General features: G+C 64.5%; 17 protein-coding genes. 5 read left to right on the forward strand and 12 right to left on the reverse strand.

What is annotated here, in order from left to right:
* Both NX784_RS03785 and NX784_RS03790 read left to right on the forward strand, forming a co-directional pair.
* Positions 1–1,191, forward strand: a complete 1,191-nt coding sequence (locus NX784_RS03785; protein ID WP_258815357.1) for a helix-turn-helix domain-containing protein — start codon at positions 1–3, stop codon at positions 1,189–1,191.
* Between the two features lie 233 nt (positions 1,192–1,424).
* A complete protein-coding gene (locus NX784_RS03790; protein WP_258815358.1) occupies positions 1,425–2,855 on the forward strand; it encodes a polysaccharide deacetylase family protein in 1,431 nt (476 codons plus the stop codon).
* Here NX784_RS03790 and NX784_RS28910 read toward each other — a convergent pair.
* Positions 2,810–3,028, reverse strand: coding sequence for a hypothetical protein (locus NX784_RS28910; protein ID WP_370662903.1), 219 nt, complete (start codon positions 3,026–3,028; stop codon positions 2,810–2,812). The genes NX784_RS03790 and NX784_RS28910 overlap by 46 nt on opposite strands.
* An 807-nt stretch (positions 3,029–3,835) precedes the next feature.
* On the opposite strand from NX784_RS28910, the gene NX784_RS28915 reads away from it, so the two are divergent.
* The gene (locus NX784_RS28915) at positions 3,836–4,159 is read left to right on the forward strand and encodes a helix-turn-helix domain-containing protein (protein WP_370662907.1); all 324 of its coding nucleotides are present in this window, start codon (positions 3,836–3,838) and stop codon (positions 4,157–4,159) included.
* A gap of 83 nt (positions 4,160–4,242) precedes the next feature.
* A complete protein-coding gene (locus tag NX784_RS03800) occupies positions 4,243–5,358 on the forward strand; it encodes an extracellular catalytic domain type 1 short-chain-length polyhydroxyalkanoate depolymerase (protein WP_258815360.1) in 1,116 nt (371 codons plus the stop codon).
* A 33-nt stretch (positions 5,359–5,391) separates the two neighbouring features.
* On the opposite strand, the gene NX784_RS03805 is transcribed toward NX784_RS03800, so the two are convergent.
* The 10 genes from NX784_RS03805 to NX784_RS03850 all read right to left on the reverse strand — a co-directional run bounded on the left by NX784_RS03805 (position 5,392) and on the right by NX784_RS03850 (position 17,357).
* Positions 5,392–6,774, reverse strand: coding sequence for an esterase-like activity of phytase family protein (locus tag NX784_RS03805; protein WP_258815361.1), 1,383 nt, complete (start codon positions 6,772–6,774; stop codon positions 5,392–5,394).
* 138 nt (positions 6,775–6,912) lie between these two features.
* Positions 6,913–7,620, reverse strand: a complete 708-nt coding sequence (locus NX784_RS03810) for a YukJ family protein (protein ID WP_258815362.1) — start codon at positions 7,618–7,620, stop codon at positions 6,913–6,915.
* 170 nt (positions 7,621–7,790) lie between these two features.
* Complete coding sequence (gene pstS, locus NX784_RS03815; protein WP_258815363.1) at positions 7,791–8,834, reverse strand: phosphate ABC transporter substrate-binding protein PstS; 1,044 nt, start codon at positions 8,832–8,834, stop codon at positions 7,791–7,793.
* A gap of 119 nt (positions 8,835–8,953) precedes the next feature.
* Complete coding sequence (locus NX784_RS03820) at positions 8,954–9,364, reverse strand: hypothetical protein (RefSeq protein ID WP_258815364.1); 411 nt, start codon at positions 9,362–9,364, stop codon at positions 8,954–8,956.
* 275 nt (positions 9,365–9,639) lie between these two features.
* Positions 9,640–10,380 (reverse strand): aquaporin, encoded by a 741-nt coding sequence (locus NX784_RS03825; protein WP_258815365.1) that lies wholly within the window; start codon positions 10,378–10,380, stop codon positions 9,640–9,642.
* Between the two features lie 18 nt (positions 10,381–10,398).
* Positions 10,399–10,887 (reverse strand): arsenate reductase ArsC, encoded by a 489-nt coding sequence (locus tag NX784_RS03830; RefSeq protein ID WP_258815366.1) that lies wholly within the window; start codon positions 10,885–10,887, stop codon positions 10,399–10,401.
* A 37-nt stretch (positions 10,888–10,924) separates the two neighbouring features.
* A complete protein-coding gene (locus NX784_RS03835) occupies positions 10,925–11,269 on the reverse strand; it encodes an ArsR/SmtB family transcription factor (RefSeq protein WP_258815367.1) in 345 nt (114 codons plus the stop codon).
* Positions 11,270–11,723: 454 nt separating this feature from the next.
* The gene (locus tag NX784_RS03840) at positions 11,724–14,018 is read right to left on the reverse strand and encodes an ATP-binding protein (protein WP_258815368.1); all 2,295 of its coding nucleotides are present in this window, start codon (positions 14,016–14,018) and stop codon (positions 11,724–11,726) included.
* 75 nt (positions 14,019–14,093) lie between these two features.
* Complete coding sequence (locus NX784_RS03845; protein WP_258815369.1) at positions 14,094–16,382, reverse strand: ATP-binding protein; 2,289 nt, start codon at positions 16,380–16,382, stop codon at positions 14,094–14,096.
* Positions 16,383–16,496: 114 nt separating this feature from the next.
* Entirely contained in the window at positions 16,497–17,357 is an 861-nt protein-coding gene (locus tag NX784_RS03850; protein ID WP_258815370.1) for an alpha/beta fold hydrolase, read from the reverse strand.
* A gap of 89 nt (positions 17,358–17,446) precedes the next feature.
* Between NX784_RS03850 and NX784_RS03855 the strand changes: the two genes are divergently transcribed.
* Entirely contained in the window at positions 17,447–18,298 is an 852-nt protein-coding gene (locus NX784_RS03855) for a LysR substrate-binding domain-containing protein (protein WP_258815371.1), read from the forward strand.
* A 23-nt stretch (positions 18,299–18,321) separates the two neighbouring features.
* On the opposite strand, the gene NX784_RS03860 is transcribed toward NX784_RS03855, so the two are convergent.
* Positions 18,322–18,789 (reverse strand): MarR family winged helix-turn-helix transcriptional regulator, encoded by a 468-nt coding sequence (locus NX784_RS03860; protein WP_258815372.1) that lies wholly within the window; start codon positions 18,787–18,789, stop codon positions 18,322–18,324.
* Positions 18,790–18,876 lie beyond the last annotated feature (87 nt).

Below are 18,876 nucleotides of genomic sequence, written 5' to 3' on the forward strand. Positions count from 1 at the left end.
ATGCAGCACTTTTACAGGAAGGCGCTCGTCGCGTTCGTTTTCCTTCTGATTGCCGATGCGCTGATCGCGTGTTACTGCGTCTATCGAAGCAATCCATCCCTGTCGCTCATGCCGCCGGAACAAGGCACGACACGGTGGCACATTGCCCCCATCACGGACGTTTCGTTCGGCGGCGCGTCGACGGTGCGCATCCTGGATACGGCGCGACAGTCGCTCAGCTTCGACTTCAGGGTGTCGGGGACTATCGCGAATCCCTGGGCGTGGGCCGCATTGATGATCGACCGCGCGGACGGGAAGCCTGGCCTGGTGGATCTGTCGAAGTACTCGACCATTTCTTTTCTTGCCAAATGCCAGCCCGCAAATTCGCTGATACTCAACGTCGTCACGCGTGACGCGAGCGTCACGAAACAGGGCGTCAAGCAGACTTGGCTCCCCGTCATGACATATTTCTCTTGCAACGAGCGAGGCATGCCGGTGTCGCTGGACCTCACGCGCCTGACGATTCCGGGGTGGTGGTACGAGGCTGAACATGTCGACATTGCGCGCAGGTCCTACAAGCTGGACCATGTGGTCAAACTGGAATTCGGTGCAGGCCCGTTCAGCCCGCACGAGACGGATTCCCATGTCGAGATCAGTGATCTCGCGCTGCACGGGCGCGACGATCGCTACCTCATCGCGCTGGCGGTGGCGGTGGTGATCGGCTGGTGTGTGTTCGGCGTCTGGTTCTTCCGCGCGCAGTCGCGCGCGCTCATTGCGAAGGTGGACTCCCGCCTCAAGAAGGACCTGACTTTCGTAGCATATCGGCACTTGACCGTTGAACCGTTCGAGGACAAGGAAAAAGCGGCCATCCTGCGCTTCATTGCGTCACATTATGAGGATGCCGGACTGGACCTGGACGGTGTCGCCGCGGGCACGGGCGCCAACCGCAGCAAGATCAATGACGTGCTGAAAACGGAACTCGGCATGACGTTCAACAGCTACCTGAAGAAGCTGAGGTTGACCGAAGCCGCCCGATTGCTGACCGACGAAGCCGGCGCGACCGTGGCTGAAATCGCGCGTTCGGTCGGCTATGCCAACAGTGCGTACCTCAACAAGATATTCAAGGAAGAGTACGGCTGCTCGCCCAGGCAGTTCAGAACGTTGGCCGCCCGGTCGGACGTCCTTGACGAGCAAGAACCTGCAGGACAGTAGTTTCCGCAACAGCGCCCCTCGCGCCGTACGCGCTTCTCCATGTAGACCGCCTGGTCACTACAACAATCTGCGCACATTCCTATGAATTTTTGCACAGACAGGAAATTCCCCCAATAAGCGTTAGAGCGATCGCCTGATCGGCTTCTACGCTGGCACAGCGTGACTCGCGACGACGCGCGGTCACTTGTCGTCAATTCGAAAATTAAAAACAACCCATCCTTGGAGGAGTTATCTTGAACAGGAAGCGCACCCTACGTTTCGTCATCCCGGCCCTGTCGGTCGCATTTCTCGAAGCCTGCAGTGGAGGCAGCAAGGCGACCAACAGCCCCGACGTGCAGGCTGCCGGCAAGCCCTCGGCGGCGCCCGTACTGTCCGTCCCGGCGACCGTGAACGTCTATGAAGGTCTGACGGCGACTTTCCTGATGCCGTCGGCGACCGTCGGGGCAGGGCGCAGCGCGAGCTGGTCCATGTCGGGCCTTGACGCGGCGCGCTTCCAGATCGATCCCGCGACCGGCGCCCTGTCGTTCCGCCAGGCCCCCGACACCGCGAAGCCCGCCGACGCCGACGCCCACAACGACTATGACATCGTCGTGCAGGTCAGCGATGGCCAGCGCAGCACGCAGGCCCCGCTGAAGGTGCAGGTGCTGGCGTGGAACGACGGCGGTGCGGCCGGCCTGCCGCTGCCGCTCGCGGCCCGCGAGGTGGCACGTCCGGCCGGCACCACGGGACAGCCGGGGCTGCGCGTGCTCGACTGGGCCGGCTTCAAGGCCGCCATGTCCTACACCTTCGACGACTCGCAACCGTCGCAGATCGATCACTACCCTGAGCTGAAGGCCCAGCGCGTCCGCGTGACCTACTACATCAACCCGGTCGCCAACTGGTATCCGAACTTCGACGCGACCTGGAAGGACGCCGTCGCCCAGGGTTCGGAAATCGGCAACCACACCACGCACCATTGCAGGGCCGCGGAACTGACCGACAATGACCCCAACACGTGCCCGCAAGGACTGGGCAGCGCCGGGGCCGAGTTCGACGACACCAGCGACTACATCCGCACGAAGATCGGACAGTCCGGAGTCTGGACGAGCGCCTACCCGTTCGGCGACATGGACTACAAACCGGCGGCCACGTCGCGCTTCATGGTCGCGCGCGGTGTGTGGCCGGGAATGGTCGCGCCCGGCACCGGCAGCGATCTGATGAACCTGCCGCTTGCACAGGTCCCGGGCGCTGCCACGGCGGACGGCCATCCCGTGTCCGCGTTCAACACGGCCGTGGATACCGCCCTGGGCCAGGGCAAGTGGATGATCTACCTGTTCCACACGCTGGTGCCCACGACGCAGAACTGGGGTGGCGCGGAGAGCATCGCCGCGGTCACGGGCAATATGGCCTATGCCAAATCGTCGGGCACGATGTGGATCGACAGCGTCGTCAACATCGGCGCTTATTGGCGCGGCCAGCAGCTGCTGCAGGCGGCGACGCCCGCTACCCTCGGCGGCGTGACGACGTGGACCTGGACGCTGCCCCCCAACTTCCCGTCGGGCCGCAAGCTGCGTGTCGTCGTGAATGGCGGTACGCTGACGCAGAACGGCACGCCGCTGAGCTGGAATGCCCGCGGCTATTACGAGGTGTCGCTGGATGCGCAATCGCTGAGCTGGACGCAGTAATCTCCGTTCTCGCCGGCGGGGCATGCCGCCGGCGAGAGCTGATATGATCCGGGCGGGCTATCGGGACGGAACGAATCCGGCTGAGCGTTATGCAAGAATTCTTCAGGAAGGCGCTCGTTGCGCTGATCCTTCTTCTGATCGTCGATGCGGTGGCAGCCGGTTTCTGCATCCATCAAAGCCATCCTTCCACGTCGCTCATCCCGAAAGGGCGAGGGTGGCCGCACTGGCGCCCGGTCACCACGACGGATGCCGCACTGGGCGGCACATCGACCATTCGCATTCTCGAGCCGGGCCGGCACTCGTTACGTTTCGATTTCAGGTTCACGGACGCCGCGAACTATCCCTACGTCGCGGCGGACATGCTGCTGGAAGACAGTCAGGGCAATGCCATGCCTGCGGACCTGTCGAGGTACACCACCGTGTCTTTCGTCGCCAAATGCGCGCCCGCGAACTCATTGTTGTTCGCCATGCCGCTATTCGACGCGACCGTCGCGAAGCCGGGCGAATTCTGGACGTATCCAACGCCGGGCACCTACTTCTCATGCAGCGAACGGGGAACGCCGGTGTCGCTGGACCTGACCCGTCTCAGCATTCCACAGTGGTGGTTCGGCGAGTACAAGGTCGATCCGGCGCGCCAGTCCTACAAGCTCGACCAGGTTGCCAAATTCGTGTTCGGGATCAGCCATCGCAGCCCGCGCGGCGTCGATTCGCATGTCGAGATCAGCGATTTCACGCTGCACGGGCGCGATGATCGCTACCTCGTCGCCCTGGCCGCCATCGTCGTGGCGGGCTGGGCCGCATTCGCTGTCTGGTTTTTACGGGCACACTCGCGCGCGCTGGCCGCGAGCCTTAATGCGCAGTTGAACAGCGACAGGTCGTTCGTCGCATACCGGGAATTGACCCTGGAACCCTTCAAGGACAAGGAAAAGGCCGCCATCCTGCAGTTCATCGGCATGCACTTCGCGGATCCTGAACTGAACATGGCCACCGTCACGGCGCGGATCGGCGCGGACCGCAAGAAAATCAACGAGATCCTGAAAATGGAGCTCGGCCTGACCTTTACGGGCTACGTCAATACATTGAGGCTGACGGAAGCCGCACGGTTGCTGCAGGACCGGCAAGGCACCCCCATCGCGGAGATTGCATATTCGGTCGGTTATACCAGCATCTCGCATTTCAACAAGGTGTTCAAGGAAGAGTACGGCTGCACGCCCGGGGTGTTCCGGCGCCTCGCGACCCAACGGGCAGCCTCGCCCGAACCCGCGCCGGCGGGCCCGCCGGATCCGCCGCTCGACACTGCTTGAGGGCGTTCTGGTGTATGCCAGCGCACAGAGCAAGGACACGGTCCGGGATATATTGCAGTGCAACATAACTACTCCGAGGTCTTATGGCCAAACGCGCCCCGGGCGTCCGCCTCATGCGCACTCTGGCTCGCGCCGCCACAACGCAACAGGTGGCGCTGGTCAAGATGTTGGGCAGCCCTGCGACGCCAACGAAAAAACGCAAGCGCAAGGCAGCGCCGCGCCAGCCTCAGCCGTCCTCGAAGACGGAACACGACCCGCGATCCGGTCCGTCCGCGCAGGGCCAATGGCTGGCGGGGCGGTATCCGATGCCGCTACGGCCCGGACAGGCCGTCGTGCAGCACATGTCGTACTGGCTGTACCTGCCGCAGCCTCGTTCCGACAGCGCGGCGACGGATGGCTGGCCGCTGATCGTCATGCTGCATGGCTGTCAGCAGAGCGCGACGCAGTTCGCCGAGGGCACGCGCATGAACCGGCTGGCGGAGCAAAAAGGGTATGCCGTGCTGTATCCCCAGCAACCGATGCGTGTGCAGGCGCAGCGCTGCTGGCGCTGGTACGAACGATCGGTCCAGCAAGGCGGCGGGGAGACTCTTGCGTTGGCAGGGTTGATCGAGCGCGTATGCGAGCAGCACCGGATCGATCGGCGTCGCATCTACGCGTGCGGCTTGTCGGCCGGGGCCGCCATGGCAGCCGTGCTGGCCGTGAATCGTCCGGACTTGATCGCTGCCGTCGGCATGCATTCCGGCCCCGTGTTCGGCGCCGGCCACACGCCGATGGGCGCGCTGCACGTGATGCGGCACGGGGCAGCCGTGCAGTCGGAGGCGGCGATTCTGGGCGTATTGGCGCGCGGACCGATGCCGTTGATGCCCGCTCTCCTGATCCAGGGCGATGACGATAGTGTCGTACGTCCGATCAACCAGCAGCAATTGGCGCGTCAGTGGCTGCAACTGAATGGCTTGCCGGACGGTCCGGCAACGCGGGTCGCAGTCAAGCCCGCGGGGCGGGGTGCACGCCGGAACGCGCACGAGATCCACGACTACGTGGTGGGTCGCAAGGTCGTGCTGCGCGTCGTTCGTATCGCGGGTCTCGGCCATGCCTGGAGCGGTGGCGATCCGGCATTGAGGTTCAATGCGGAAGCGGGACCGGACGCGAGTCGCATGCTGCTGGAATTCCTTGGCAGGCATCGGCGCCAACGCAGGTGACCTGCGATACGGGCCCAACGCCCGCCAAGCCGGTCAGGCTCGACGCCGTACGCGCGCGGTGAGCATGCCCAGGCCAGCCAGCACGAGCGCGATCGACGCCGGCTCCGGTACGTCCGCCGCGAACTGCTGGGACGAATAGGTTGCGCCTACCTTGCTCAAATCCGCATCGCTGAGGCCGAACACGTAAAACTTGTTGTCGCCAGCAGTCGCGCGCACGAAGTCGTTGTCGTTCGCGACGTACAGCGTGTGCATCAGCACGCCGTTGTCGACCACGTCCGCGCCGAACGCCAATCCTTCGATCTTGGCCGGGATTTGCGCGGGCGCGATGCCATTGGCGCCCAACACCGCGACCACATCGAGCACGAGGCTTTTCGCGACTGCCTTGGCCGACAGGTCGCCGCTCAGCGCCGCGACGTCCTGTGCACCGTTCAGGTCGATCTTGAAGATCTGCTTGACCGATGCCTTGGTGCCATCCCCCAGGCCCTTGCCGTCGCGCTCGTCGACGAGGAACTGGTGGTCGTTGAGGGCGACGATCTCGCTGACGCCCGAGCCGCTGGTCAGCATGTACGCGTATTCGTGCGTGGCGCCGGTTGCGATATCGATCGTCACGATGCGCAGGTTCTTGGCTCCGTCCTGTTCCAGCGGGGCCTGCATGATGCCGACGAGGGTCTTGCCGTCGGGCGTGATCGCCAACCCCTCCATGCCCTTGTTGGCGACGCGGCCGACGCTGTTGCCGCTGATTTCCGCGTCGCCTTGGGCGCTCAGGTGAGTGACCGCGAGGTTGGCGGGCAAGGCATACGAGCGGATACGCTGCCCGCTGGCGCGGTCGATCTGGTAGACGTACGGGCCGTATTCGTCGGACACGAAGATCGACTTGCCGTCCTTCGACACGCGCACGCCTTCCGGGTCGAGGCGCGCGTTGTTCGGGTTGGTCGACGGCTGCGCCGGGTCGAAATTGTCCGAGCGCCCGGAGAAGTAATAATGGTCGGCGTCGTTGAGTGCCGGGGTGGCGCCTGCCGCGTAGGCGAGCGGCGTGGGGCTGTACATCAGCGTCGTGGCGGAGAGCGTCGGCGTCAACGTCCACCCGGTGCCGTTCTTGACGAGGCCCAGTTGGAGCGTCTGAAAACGGGAGAGATAGGACGTCGTGTTATCGAGCGCCGCATTCCAGTTGGTCGCGTTCGGGCCCCGGTCGGGTGTCGCGATGAACGTCGTGCCACCTGCCCAGGCCAGGCCTGAACCGATACCACCCAGCAGGTTGCCGGCGGTCCCGTTTTCGAGCGATCCCGCCGTTGCAGAAGACAGGTCGCCACCGCTGCCGTTCAGTGTCCCGGTCGCCAGCAATACGGGCGCGGCCAGCGCGGGTTTCAGCCCGCACAGCGCCACGACGAGGGCCATCGAGAGTGTTGATTTGTTCATCGTCCCCAGCTCCATTGATTGAAAATAATTCAACTTTAAAGCTGGAAAGTTACCGGACGATTACCGTCCGCATGCGCGGCGACTCCAGTAAGCATGTGGGATCGACATCATGCCGTGCCGGCCCGTTCGAGCACGCGACTATGCGGTTTTTTTATCCGCACGTTTGGACAGCTTGTTCTTTTTCGGTTTCCGATCGTCGAGCGCGTTCCCCGTCTTGTCGTCCGTTGCGAACGTCTGCGACTGGAAAGCGAAGAAGAACGCCTGGCGCTTGCCGTTCGGGTATTCGAACACGAGGCCGCCATCCTGGAACACGCCGTTGTCCTTGCGATAGCCGGCGCCATTCCCCTGATTCATGTGGATGTCGTGGATGCCGTTCCCGGGCAAGAAGCGGAAATAGCGGTCCTTCTTATCTTTTTCGGGGCCCCATTTGCTGCCGAAAGCATAGACGACGCTGCCTTCCTGGCGGATCGCCGCGACGACCGCCGCTTCGATCTTGTCCTTCAAGTCGTTGTCGGCACCCGGCTGATACGGGGGCACCGCGCGCATGGCCGTCGGCTTGATCCAGTCGCAACGGACGTAATCGAGCGCGAGCCCGCCGGGTTTCGACGCGAGGCGCGTGTAACCCGGTTCCAGTGCCTGCAGCGCAGCCACATACGTGTCGGGGATTTTATTCGCCGTCATGAACAGTAAATCGGATGGCGCTTTCGGTGCCGACGATTTGACGTTGACCGCGATCCGAAACATGGTGCCAGCTGCGGAAACGAGGATCTGGTAATGGTCGTCGTCGGCGTCGCGCAAATGACCGGCGATCGTGCCCTTCAAGACGCCGTACTTCGAAATAGGCATGGATGGTTCCTTTCGATGGATGGCAAGCCGATGCCCGGAATGGCGTCACGCCCGCCCATCCATCAAGAGTGCCAGAAATTCGTGTGATTTCTACATCCGGAGAGGTGAAACGGACGAAAAATCGCCCGCTGAAACGCGGGCGCGTGGAAGGGCTGATTCAGCGGGCCGGCTTACCAGACCGCTTTGCCAGAACCGTCCTTGAGGTTGTTCTTCCAGGCCGTTTCGATCAACTTGGCGACCGATTCCGGCATCGGCACGTAGTCCAGTTCGTTGGCTGCGGCGGCGCCGTTCTTGAATGCGTAGTTGAAGAAGTTCAGCACTTCCTTGGCTTTGGCGGCGTCAAGCTGCTGCTTGTGCACGATGGCGTACGTCGCACCCGTGATCGGCCATGCGGCCTTGCCCGGCTGGTCGGTCAGGACGACGCCGAAGCCCGGTGCCTTGGCCCAGTCGGCGTTGGCGGCGGCGGCCTTGAACGCGTCGTCGTCCGGCTGCAGGAAGTTGCCGTCGTGGTTCTTCAGCTGGGTGTGCGCCAGCTTGTTCTTCTTCGAGTACGCCCACTCGACATAGCCGATCGAGCCCTTGATGCGCTGGACGTTGGCGGCGACGCCGTCATTGCCCTTGCCACCCACGCCGACGGCCCATTTGACGGCGGTGCCGGCACCGATCTTCGCCTTGAAGTCGGCGTTGGTCTGCGACAGGAAGCTCGTGAACAGGAACGACGTGCCCGAACCGTCGGCGCGGTGCACGACCGTGATGTCTTCGGCCGGCAGCTTGACACCCGGGTTCAGGGCGGCGATTTCCTTGTCGTTCCACTTGGCGATCTTGCCGAGGTAGATGTCGGCCAGCACGGGGCCCGTCAGCTTCAGCTGGCCCGGCGCCACGCCGTCCAGGTTGACGATGGCGACGACGCCGCCCATGACCGTCGGGAACTGCATCAGGCCCGCTTCGTTCAGTTCTTCGACCGGCAGCGGCATGTCCGACGCGCCGAAGTCGACGGTCTTGGCCTTGATCTGCTTGATGCCGGCGCCCGAGCCGATCGATTGGTAGTTCAGGCCGTTGCCGCTCGTCTTCTTGTACATCTCGGCCCACTTCGAATAGATCGGGTAGGCGAAGGTCGAACCGGCGCCCGTGATGTCGGCGGCCAAGGTCGCGGTGCTCGCGAACGCGGCGGTGGTGCCGATGATGATGGTGGCCAGCAGTTGCTTCATGCGCATATCAGTCTCTCAGTGATGAATAAAGTCCACGCATTGTAAGCACGATAAATAACATGTTCATGACATAACTATTGTTGTCGTCAAGGATCGTAATGCGAGGGATGACTGGTGCCGACGATTCATGTGGGGCGTTCCGCATCGTCGCGCAGTTGGCGGCTGATCAATTCCAGTACCGTCACGAAGTCGTGGTCGAACTGGAAGTGCACGAATCCCGACAGGTGCGACAGGCCAAAGCTGTCGAGAAAGAACCCCGTGGAAACGCTTTGACCCTCGGACACGCGCCAGTAGGAGTCCGCGACGTCTTCCAGCACTTCCAGGAGCGCGTCCTCGGCGGCGGCCATGCTGCCGCCGTCGGCGGCATCGCCGCGCATCGCCTCGAGCAGGGCGGCGCGCGGCACCAGCGTCGGTTCGCCGCGCAGCGCGACGGGGCTTGCCGTCAGCAGCGCTTGCAGGACGCGGGTCGTGCGGCTGGGCAGGCGCGCGTCTTCGGCCAGCAATCGGAACGCGCGGGTGCGATACGTGTATTCCATTCCGCATCCTTTCACGAAGCGTTTCAGCTGCATGAGGCAAGGCGAGGCAGAAGCTTGCGCGCGCTCGTGCGGTGGCGCGGGTGGGCCCGCGGCGCCGTCAGCTCTTTCAACCGATCGGCCTGCGCGTTGACGTCACTGTCGCAGCATCTATCGTAGTGCGGCTTTATGACGAACCTGTGACGTGTTCACGGACGGACATGGCGCGGAGCAGAGCAACGGCGCCGACATGCTCCGTGCCGGTGCCTCAGTCGATTGATCGGCTTGCAAACAGGGGCTCAACCATGCGTGGCGTCCCGACGCGCAGCCACGCCGGCGAAGTCGTCTTTTGCCACCGTGCCGGCCACCGTCGCCTCGCGATGAGCCGCCGGATACAGCCAGCAGAACAGCGGCGTCGCCGCCGCGGCGCCCAGCATCTGCGCGATGATGAACCCGATGGTATCGACAGGGCGAATGCCCGCGAACGTATTGGTGACGCTGCGCGCCAGCGTCACGGCGGGGTTCGCGAACGATGTCGACGAGGTGAACCAGTACGCGGCCACGATGTAGGCGGCCACCGCGAATGGCGTCACGCCCGGCCGGCTGCGCGAACAGCCGATGATGACCGCGACGAGGCCGAACGTGGCGACGAATTCGCTCCACCATTGCGCAACGCCGGTTCGCACGTGCGTCGACGCGCTCACCACGGGAACGTCGAACATCAGGTGTGCGGCCGCCACGCCGGCGAATGCTCCCGCGATCTGCACGACGATGTACGGGATCGCGTCCGAGGCCGGCATATTCTTTTGCCATGCTTCCGACAGCGTGACGACCGGGTTGAAGTGCGCACCCGATATCGTCCCGAACATCAGGATCAGTGCGACGAGGCCGGCACCGGTCGCGATCGCGTTGGCGAGGAGGGCGATGGCCACGTTGCCGCCGGCGAGCCTCTCGGCCATGATCCCCGAACCAACGACCACGGCAAGCAGGAGTGCCGTACCAAGTCCCTCGGCAACGAGCCGTCTGGCGAGTGTCGTCATGCGTATCTCCGTTCGTCGTCAAGCCACACCGGGCCGCAGGTGTCCGATGCGATCCAGCTCCCCCTTGAGACGGGCCTTGTCGTCCTTCAGCACGTCGAGCGGCAAGGCCAGGAAGGCTTCGATGCGCGCACGCAGCGTGGCGTAGGCGATTTCGAAGGCGGCGTCGATGTCTTCCTCCGTGCCGATCACATGGCTCGGGTCGTCCACACCCCAGTGCGCACGCAGGACCGGGCCGAGATAGGCCGGGCAGGTTTCGCCGGCTGCGCTGGCGCAGACAGTGACCACGATATCTGGCGTGAGGGGCAGGGCGTCCCACGACTTGCTGTAGTAGCCCACGGTGGAGATGCCTTTGCCGGCCAGGAGTGCGAGTGCCTTCGCGTTCAGGGTGCCGGTAGGCCGGCTGCCGGCGCTGCTGGCGCGCCATCCGGCCGGCGCCAGGTGATTGAAGACGGCTTCGCTGATGAGCGAGCGGCAGGAGTTGCCGGTGCAGAGGAAAAGTACGTTCACGTCAGAGGTCGATTGAAGTTGGATGGATCGACGGCAGTCATCGGCCGCAGCCGGCGGCGCCGGGTTCGCATGCCGGGCCGCCGGGCGGCGAGCAGGGGTTGCCGCCGCAGCAGTTCTCGGTGAGAAAGCTCAGCAAGGCGTTCATGCTGTCGAACCGGGCGGCGTAGATGATGAACCGTCCCTCCTGGCGGGGCATGATGAGGTTGGCGTTCGTCAGTTCCTTCAAGTGGAAGGACAGAGATGACGGTGGAATGTCGAGCGCATCCGCAATCCTGCTGGCGGCCAGGCCGGCCGGACCGGCCTGCACGAGGAGCCGGAAGGTCGCCAGCCGCGATTCCTGCGCGAGTGCGGCCAGCGCCGTCACTGCCTCCTTGTTTTGCATGCGTGCTCCACGGTTCATTTTATATTTCCAGTATAGTCGAAATATTGCGAACGGTTCAACCGCTTGTTTGTCTTGCCGAGACGGCGCATGGCGCTGGCACCGTGCTGTTCCGGAAATAACTTATACTGAAGCGGGCTGCAATACCAAACCCGCAAGATTTGCAGACAACCCACGAAAACATTCACTTGGAATTAAGTCTTCATAAACTACTTTAAGTGCGTCCGGGGCTCTGCTAGCATCTTTCGCTCGTATGGAGGAGCGCATGGATGTACGAAAAGCACACGATGTGAGGACCGACGTCATGACCGCCCGATCCGTCGAGGAAGGGTTGCAGCGTTGTCGTCGGGATGGCGTTCACCCCGCCTTGCTGTTCATGGAGCAGGCGGGGGTGCCGCGGTCGGTGGCGCTCCGCGTCCTGTGCTCGCCGGCGTATTTCCGCAAGCAGGACGTCAGGTCATAGCGGCGGCACCGTGTTCTCGGCCCGGAAGCGCGCCACGAAGGCAGCCAGCTGTTTCGAATGGTAGCCCTGCGCCAGCGCGTCCACGCGGCTCGCGAACGCGGCATAGGCGGGATCGAGTCCGCGCAGGTAAGCGGCCTGCTCGCGGATCCGGCGCATATTCCCCATTTGCGCCAGCTGCCAGAGTTCGTCGATCTCTTCGGCCGGTGGGGCGACCATCCCTGCGTCGTCGTCGCCGGTCGATGCCGCGGCCGGTGCCGGTTGTTCCGTGATCCATGTCAGCGAGAGCAGCTTGCCGATGGTGCGCATGAGGACATCGTAGTCGACCGGCTTGCCGAGGAAGGCGTTGGTGCCGGCGTCGCGACTCTTGCGTTCATCCTCCGCGCCGGCGCTGGCCGTCACGGCGATGATCGGGACGTCTGCCCAGCCCGGTGTGAGACGTATCCGCCGCGTCGTCTCGTTGCCATCCATGACCGGCATCATGATGTCCATCAGGATCAAGTCGGGCTTGAACGTAGCGAGCAGCACGAGACACTCGAGGCCGTTCGTCGCCGCGGCCACGATGAAGCCCGCTTGCTGCAGCAGGTCGAGCAGGAGCGCGCGATTCTGCGGCATGTCGTCGACGACGAGCAGGCGCTTGCGCTCGCCTTCATAGCCGACCAGGGTTTCCCGTGGCGCCACGGCGGCCGGACCGGTGCTGGCCACCGGTACCGCGATGTCGAACCAGAACGTGCTGCCCACGCCGGGTTCGCTGGCGACCTCGATCTTGCCGCCCATGAGGCGCACCAGTTCCTGGCTGATGGTCAGGCCCAGGCCCGTACCGCCCTCGCGCCGCTGCGCCGTCGCCACCTGTTCGAAGGGGTGGAAGATGCGTCCGAGCTGTTGCGCGCTCATGCCGATGCCGCTGTCGGCCACTTCGAAGCGCAAGCGCGCGCCGGCCTCGCCGTGCTGGCCTTGCGGCACGGCGGCGGGCGGCGCCGGCAGCACCCGCAGCGAGACGCGCCCGCTGTCGGTGAATTTCACCGCATTGCCCAGCAGGTTGAGCAGGACCTGGCGCAGGCGCGTTTCGTCGATCGTCACCGCGGCCGGGAAGCCGGGCGCAAGTTCGCAGCTGAACGCCAGGCCTTTCTCCTCGGCCTTCACGCGCATGATGTTGGCCAGCACCTGCAGGAAACTGCCGAGGTTGACGGCGGCCGGCGTCAGCACCATCTTGCCGGCTTCGACCCGGGCCAGGTCGAGGATGTCGTTGATCAGCGTGAGTAGATGCTGGCCGCTGTCGTTGATGGTCGCCAGGCCGGACGCTTGTCGTTCGGTCAGGTGCTGGCGGTCGCGTTCCAGCAGGTGGGCATAGCCGATGATGGCGTTGAGCGGGGTGCGCAATTCGTGACTCATCTGCGCGAGAAAATTGCTGCGCTGGCGGGCCAGCGCGACGGCCTCGGCCAGCGCCGTTTCCCGCGCCGCCGCGGCTTCCTTGCGATCCCGCTCGATGGCGGCCAGTTGTTCCACGCGTGAATTGCTGGCTTGGGCATTCGCGCGGAAGTGCAGCAGGGCCAGCGTCAGGCCGAGAATGCCGAAGCCGATCCAGGTGGACACCAGCCAGGTCAGCAGGGTGGTCTTCGCGATCCACTTGCCGCGAAACTCGATCTTCCCCACCGCGATCGTGAAGGGCTGTCCGATGGCGCTGCTGTCGGCCGTCGACAATTCCACGGCCGTGATGTGGTCGAGCCGGACATGGCTCTTGGACAGCGGGATCTGATGCGAGAAGTGCCACCAGTCGGCAGTGCGCAGGGCATTCATCGGGATCGTGAACTGCGGCTCGGCAGGAAGGTCGATCAGCAATTCGTTGAACCGCTGTGAATTCCAGTCGCTCAGCGTGGAAAACTCCGGTTCGAAATTCATCAGGTGCAGCTTGACGACGTGCCGGCCCGGGCCCGCATAGCGCACGTCGAGCGCAATCGTGTCGTACCCGCTCAAGTCGATGCCCTTGACCGGGTCGCCCATGAAGAACTGGAATTTGCAGAACGGGTACGATGCCTTCGCGCCCAAGCGGCAGGCCATGACGAAGGCATCCTTCGTGACGGTCAATGACGCGACCGAATCGCCATTCGAGTAGTTGCCGCGCGTGGTGTCGCGGTCGTCGGTCACCCTCGCGCCAAAGGGGTGCCGCGGGGAGATCTCGAGGGTGCGCGTCATCCCGACGTGCTGCCAGACCAGCAGCAGCGGGGTCGCCAGCATGAGCAGGATGGCCAGGACGTAAGCGATCCTGGTCGAACGGGAAAGCCATGGATGCATGTGCGTGCCGATTGGGAATCGGAAAGATGAATCAGTATATACCTGGGCCAACCACGCATGGCCGTCTCTTGGGCGTCACGCCGGCGGTATCGCGCTCTCGGCCCGGAAGCGCGCCACGAAAGCCGCCAGCTGCTTTGAATGGTAGCCCTGCGCCAGCGCGTCCAGCCTGCTCGCGAACGCGGCATAGGCGGGATCGAGTCCACGCAGGTACACAGCCTGCTCGCGGATCCGGCGCATATTCCCCAGTTGCGCCAGCTGCCAGAGTGCCTCGATCTGGTCAGCCGGCGGGACGACCATGCGCGCCTCGTCGTCGCCCGCGGAAGCCGATGCCGGCGCCAGTTGTTCCGTGAGCCATGTGAGCGACAACAAGCTGCCGATGGTGCGCAGCAGCTCGTCGTAGTCGACCGGCTTCGCGAGGAAGGCGTTGGCGCCCGCATCGCGGCCCGTGCGTTCGTCCTCCGCGCTGGCGCTGGCCGTCACGGCCACGATCGGGACGTCTGCCCAGTCCGGCGTATGACGTATCCGTCGCGTCGTTTCGTTGCCATCGATCTCCGGCATCATGACGTCCATCAGGATCAGGTCCGGCTTGAACGTATCGAGCAGCACCAGACACTCGAGGCCGTTCGTCGCCGTGGCCACGATGAAGCCGGCGTCCTGCAGCAGGTCGAGCATCATCGCGCGGTTCGCTGCCACGTCGTCGACGACGAGCAGGCGTTTGCGCTCGCCTTCATAGCCCACCACGGTGTGCTGCGGTGCCGCGGCGGCCGGTCCCCGGCTTGCCACCGGCACCGTGATGTCGAACCAGAACCTGCTGCCCTTGCCGGGTTCGCTGACCACGTCGATCTTGCCGCCCATGAGGCGCACCAGTTCCTGGCTGATGGTCAGGCCCAGGCCCGTGCCGCCTTCGCGCCGCTGCGCCGTCGCCACCTGTTCGAACGGTTGAAAGATGCGGGCGAGCTGTTGCGCCGTCATGCCGGTGCCGCTGTCGGCCACTTCGAAGCGCAAGCGCGCGGTGGCCCCGCGGGCCTCGCCGGCCGGCGCCCCGGGTGCCGGCAGCACCCGCAGCGACACCCAGCCGCCGTCGGTGAATTTCACCGCATTGCCCAGCAGGTTGAGCAGGACCTGGCGCAGGCGTGTTTCGTCGGCCGTCACCGCGGCCGGCAGGCCGGGCGCAAGTTCGCAGCTGAACGCGAGACATTTCTCCTCGGCCTTGACGCGCATGATGTTGGCGAGGACGTGCACGAACGTGCGGAGGTTGACGGGGGCCGGGTGCAGCGCGATCTTGCCGGCTTCGACCCGGGCCAGGTCGAGGATGTCGTCGATCAGCGTGAGCAGATGCTGGCCACTCTCGTTGATGGTCGCCAGGCCGGCGGCTTGTCGTTCGGTCAGGTGCTCGCGGTCGCGGATCAGCAGGTTGGCATAGCCGATGATGGCGTTGAGCGGGGTGCGCAATTCGTGACTCATCTGCGCGAGGAACTGACTGCGCTGGCGGGCCAGCGCGACGGCCTCGGCCAGCGCCGTCTCCCGCGCCGCCTCGGCTTCCTTGCGATCCCGTGCGATGGCGGCCAGTTGTTCGAGGCGTGAATTGTTGGCTTGCATGTTGGCGCGGAAATGCAGCAGACCCAGCGAGAGACCGAGGAAACCGCAAGCGATCCATGCGGACATCAGCCAACTCAGCAGGGTCGCCTTCGATATCCACTTCCCGCGAAATTCGATCTTCCGCAGTTCTGCCGTGACGACGTGTCCGGTGGCGCTGTTGTGGTCCGCCGACACCTCCGCCGCCACGACATGGTCGAGGCGCACGTACCGCTTGGACAACGGCACATGGTGCGAGAATTGCCACCCGTCCGTCGTGCGCAGGGCATCCATCGGGATCGTGAACCGGGGCTCGGCAGGCACGTCGATCAGCACTTCGTTGACCCGCTGCGAATTCCAGTCGCCCGGCTGGACGAACTCGGGTTCGAAATTCATCAGGTGCAGCTTGACGACATGCCGGCCCGGGCCCGCATAGCGCAGGTCGAACGCGATCTCGTCGTAGCCGCTCAGGTCGATCCCGTTGCCCGGCGCGCCCATCCAGAACAGGAATTTACAGTAGGGATACTTGGCCTGCGCCTGCAAGTGGCAGCGCATGACGAAGGCATCCGGCGTGACGGTCAATGCCGCGACCGAATTGCCGTGCGGGTCGTCGCCGTACCTCGGGTCGCGGTCGTCGGTCACCATGACGCCATAGGGATGCCGCGGCGAGATCTCGAGGGTACGCGTCATCCCGACATGCTGCCAGACCAGCAGGATCGGGGTCGCCAGCACGAGCAGGATGACGAGGACGTAACCGATCCTGGTCGCGCGCGAAAGCCATGGATGCATGTGCATGCCGATTGGAAATCGGAAAGATTGTCAGTATATACCCCGACAATGCCCTCCGTAATGACATTCACGCTGCGCCGGCGTGCCCCGCGGCCGAACGTGGCCGGATCGGGTTCAGGCGGCCACGCTGCTTACGAACGCGTCGACCAACCGGTTGAATTCCGCCGCGTGCGTCACGTTCATGCCATGCGATGCGCCTGCGATCATGCGCTGTTCGGCGCTCGGGATCCACGCCGACAGTGCCGTCACATTGTCGCGATACATCGCGGGGCTGTTCGCGCCCGAGATCAGCAGCGTGCTGCACCGGATGCCTGCCGCGGCGGCCTGCGTGTAGGCCGGCAGCGGATCGCGGAACTGTTTCGGCAGCGTGTCCGCATTGTCGATCGCCATCGCGCGGAACGCGGGCGGACTCTTGCGCCAGATGCCCGGCATGCTGACCGAGTCGACGAACATCTGCAGGCCCGCGTCGAGCGCGCCGTCCTCGATGAGGTCGGCGACCTGGGCACGCAGGGCGTTCGTCGCCGCCGGCAAGGCCGCTTCCTCCACGCCGTCGATCTGCAACGGGCCGCCCGGGTCGGCCAAGGTCAGCGATTTCACCAGGTACGGGAATTCGCGCGCCAGCTGGAAGGCGACGCACCCGCCGCGCGAGTGGCCGACCAGATGTACCGGACCGATGCCCAGCGCCGTGATGAACTCGGCGAGTTCAGCCACGTGCGTGCTCCAGCCGAACGCGCCCGGTATCGACATGTCGTCGGCCGGCCAGTAGTGGCTCAGGCTCACCGACACGCACAGGAAGCGCTGCGACAGCACCTTCACCTGGCTGTTCCAGTACCGGTAGTCGCACAGCGATCCGTGGACGAACAGCAGCGGTTCGCCGGCGCCGTGCGTCACATACGGCATGCGCACGCCGGAAGGCAGGGTGGCAAAGTACGTTTCGGGACGGGCGAGGGCGTGTTGGTCGGTGCGTGCGTTCATGGTTGGGCTCCTTTCCGCTACTATGCACCACACCTGGTCTCAAGAAAATCGCATAATATTGATCATATCAATCAGATTTTCTGAAGCTTATGAAAGCACTCGATCTCGACGTCCTGAACATGATCGTGGCCGTGGCCGATACCGGCAACATCAGCCGCGCGGCCGAAGTCGTGCACCGCTCACAATCGGCGGTGAGCATGCAGATCAAGACACTGGAGACGGCGCTCGGCAAACCGCTGTTCGTCCGGGGCGCCCGCAGCGTGACGCCGACGCAGGATGGCGAAGTCCTGCTGACGTACGCCCGGCGCATGCTCGCGCTGCGCGACGAAGCGTGGGCAGCCGTCGTGCGGCCGGACATCACGGGGCGCGTCGTCATCGGCGTGCCCGACGACTACGCGTCGTCGCTGCTGCCCGCTATCCTCAAGAAGTTTTCGGCCACCTATCCCAAGGTCCAGATCCAGGTCGTGGGCCTGCCCAGCGTGGCGCTCGCGCCGATGGTCAAGGACGGATCCGTCGACCTGGTGTGCGCGACGCGCGTGAAGGGCCTGTCGGGGGAGTTCATCCGCTTCGAACCGATGGTCTGGGCCGCGTCGCCCGGCGCCCGGGGCATCTGGAGCGAGCGGCCGTTGCCGATCGCCGTGTTCCTGCCCGGCAGCGTCGCGCGCGAGAACGCGATCCGCAGCCTCGAACGGGCGAAGATTCCCTACCGGACGTCGTACGAGAGCCCGAGCCTGATGGGCCTCATCAGCATGGTCGAAGCCGGGCTCGCGGTGGCGCCGCTCGCGCGTTGCGCCGTGCCGGCGCATTTCTCGCTGCTCGGCCAGGCGCAGGGCTTGCCGGAAATCGATCCGTTGGAGGTCGTCCTCGCGCGCAGTACGAAATCGAAGCGGCCGCCGTGCGATTTCCTCGCCGAGAAGATCATGTCGGAGCTGCGGCGCTGACCTGGCGGGGGCGGCAGGCGCGGTCAGATGCCCTGCAGATTGAGCGCGCGGACGGCACTGCGCAGTTGCGCGTGCAGGCGCGCCCGCTCGTCCGCGGAGAGGTCGGGGAACATCGCTTCCTCGACGTCGCGCACGACGCCGTCGCAGCGCTGCAGGCACGCCGTGCCTTCTTCCGTCAGGCGGATGTGGATGATGCGGCCGTGGTCCGGATCGGGACTGCGTTCGATCCAGCCCTTCGCTTCCATCGCCTTCACCATTTCGTTGGCGGACTGCGGCGACATCATCGTGCGCTCCGCCAGTTGGGCATTCGAGATCGTGCCCAGCGCGCGGAACACCGACAGCGCCGTGTAGTGCGACACGTTCATGCCCAGCGGCGCGAGGCCGTCGCGCAAGCGCCTGTTCAGCACGTGGTCGAGGCGGCCCACGATGTAGGCAAGGCCGCTGGGCGTCTTGTCCGCCCGGGAGGCGGAGGTGGGTTTTTTTGCTGGCATCGATATTTTTCTTGTCAAAGCATGAAGGCCGAATTAGTATAAGTTGAATATCAGGTTACCTGATACAGCCCGCACACATGAGGAGAC

The sequence above is a fragment of the Massilia pinisoli genome (assembly GCF_024753285.1).
Lineage (GTDB): Bacteria > Pseudomonadota > Gammaproteobacteria > Burkholderiales > Burkholderiaceae_D > Telluria > Telluria pinisoli.

Bases quoted from the DNA above. Each gene is read 5' to 3' on its own strand.
- NX784_RS03785 (WP_258815357.1), top strand. From the start codon at position 1: ATGCAGCACTTTTACAGGAAGGCGCTCGTCGCGTTCGTTTTCCTTCTG.
- NX784_RS28910 (WP_370662903.1), bottom strand. From the start codon at position 3,028: ATGGATGCAGAAACCGGCTGCCACCGCATCGACGATCAGAAGAAGGAT.
- NX784_RS28915 (WP_370662907.1), top strand. From the start codon at position 3,836: ATGGCCACCGTCACGGCGCGGATCGGCGCGGACCGCAAGAAAATCAAC.
- NX784_RS03800 (WP_258815360.1), top strand. From the start codon at position 4,243: ATGGCCAAACGCGCCCCGGGCGTCCGCCTCATGCGCACTCTGGCTCGC.
- NX784_RS03805 (WP_258815361.1), bottom strand. From the start codon at position 6,774: ATGAACAAATCAACACTCTCGATGGCCCTCGTCGTGGCGCTGTGCGGG.
- NX784_RS03810 (WP_258815362.1), bottom strand. From the start codon at position 7,620: ATGCCTATTTCGAAGTACGGCGTCTTGAAGGGCACGATCGCCGGTCAT.
- pstS (WP_258815363.1), bottom strand. From the start codon at position 8,834: ATGCGCATGAAGCAACTGCTGGCCACCATCATCATCGGCACCACCGCC.
- NX784_RS03820 (WP_258815364.1), bottom strand. From the start codon at position 9,364: ATGGAATACACGTATCGCACCCGCGCGTTCCGATTGCTGGCCGAAGAC.
- NX784_RS03825 (WP_258815365.1), bottom strand. From the start codon at position 10,380: ATGACGACACTCGCCAGACGGCTCGTTGCCGAGGGACTTGGTACGGCA.
- NX784_RS03835 (WP_258815367.1), bottom strand. From the start codon at position 11,269: ATGCAAAACAAGGAGGCAGTGACGGCGCTGGCCGCACTCGCGCAGGAA.
- NX784_RS03840 (WP_258815368.1), bottom strand. From the start codon at position 14,018: ATGCATCCATGGCTTTCCCGTTCGACCAGGATCGCTTACGTCCTGGCC.
- NX784_RS03845 (WP_258815369.1), bottom strand. From the start codon at position 16,382: ATGCATCCATGGCTTTCGCGCGCGACCAGGATCGGTTACGTCCTCGTC.
- NX784_RS03850 (WP_258815370.1), bottom strand. From the start codon at position 17,357: ATGAACGCACGCACCGACCAACACGCCCTCGCCCGTCCCGAAACGTAC.
- NX784_RS03855 (WP_258815371.1), top strand. From the start codon at position 17,447: ATGAAAGCACTCGATCTCGACGTCCTGAACATGATCGTGGCCGTGGCC.
- NX784_RS03860 (WP_258815372.1), bottom strand. From the start codon at position 18,789: ATGCCAGCAAAAAAACCCACCTCCGCCTCCCGGGCGGACAAGACGCCC.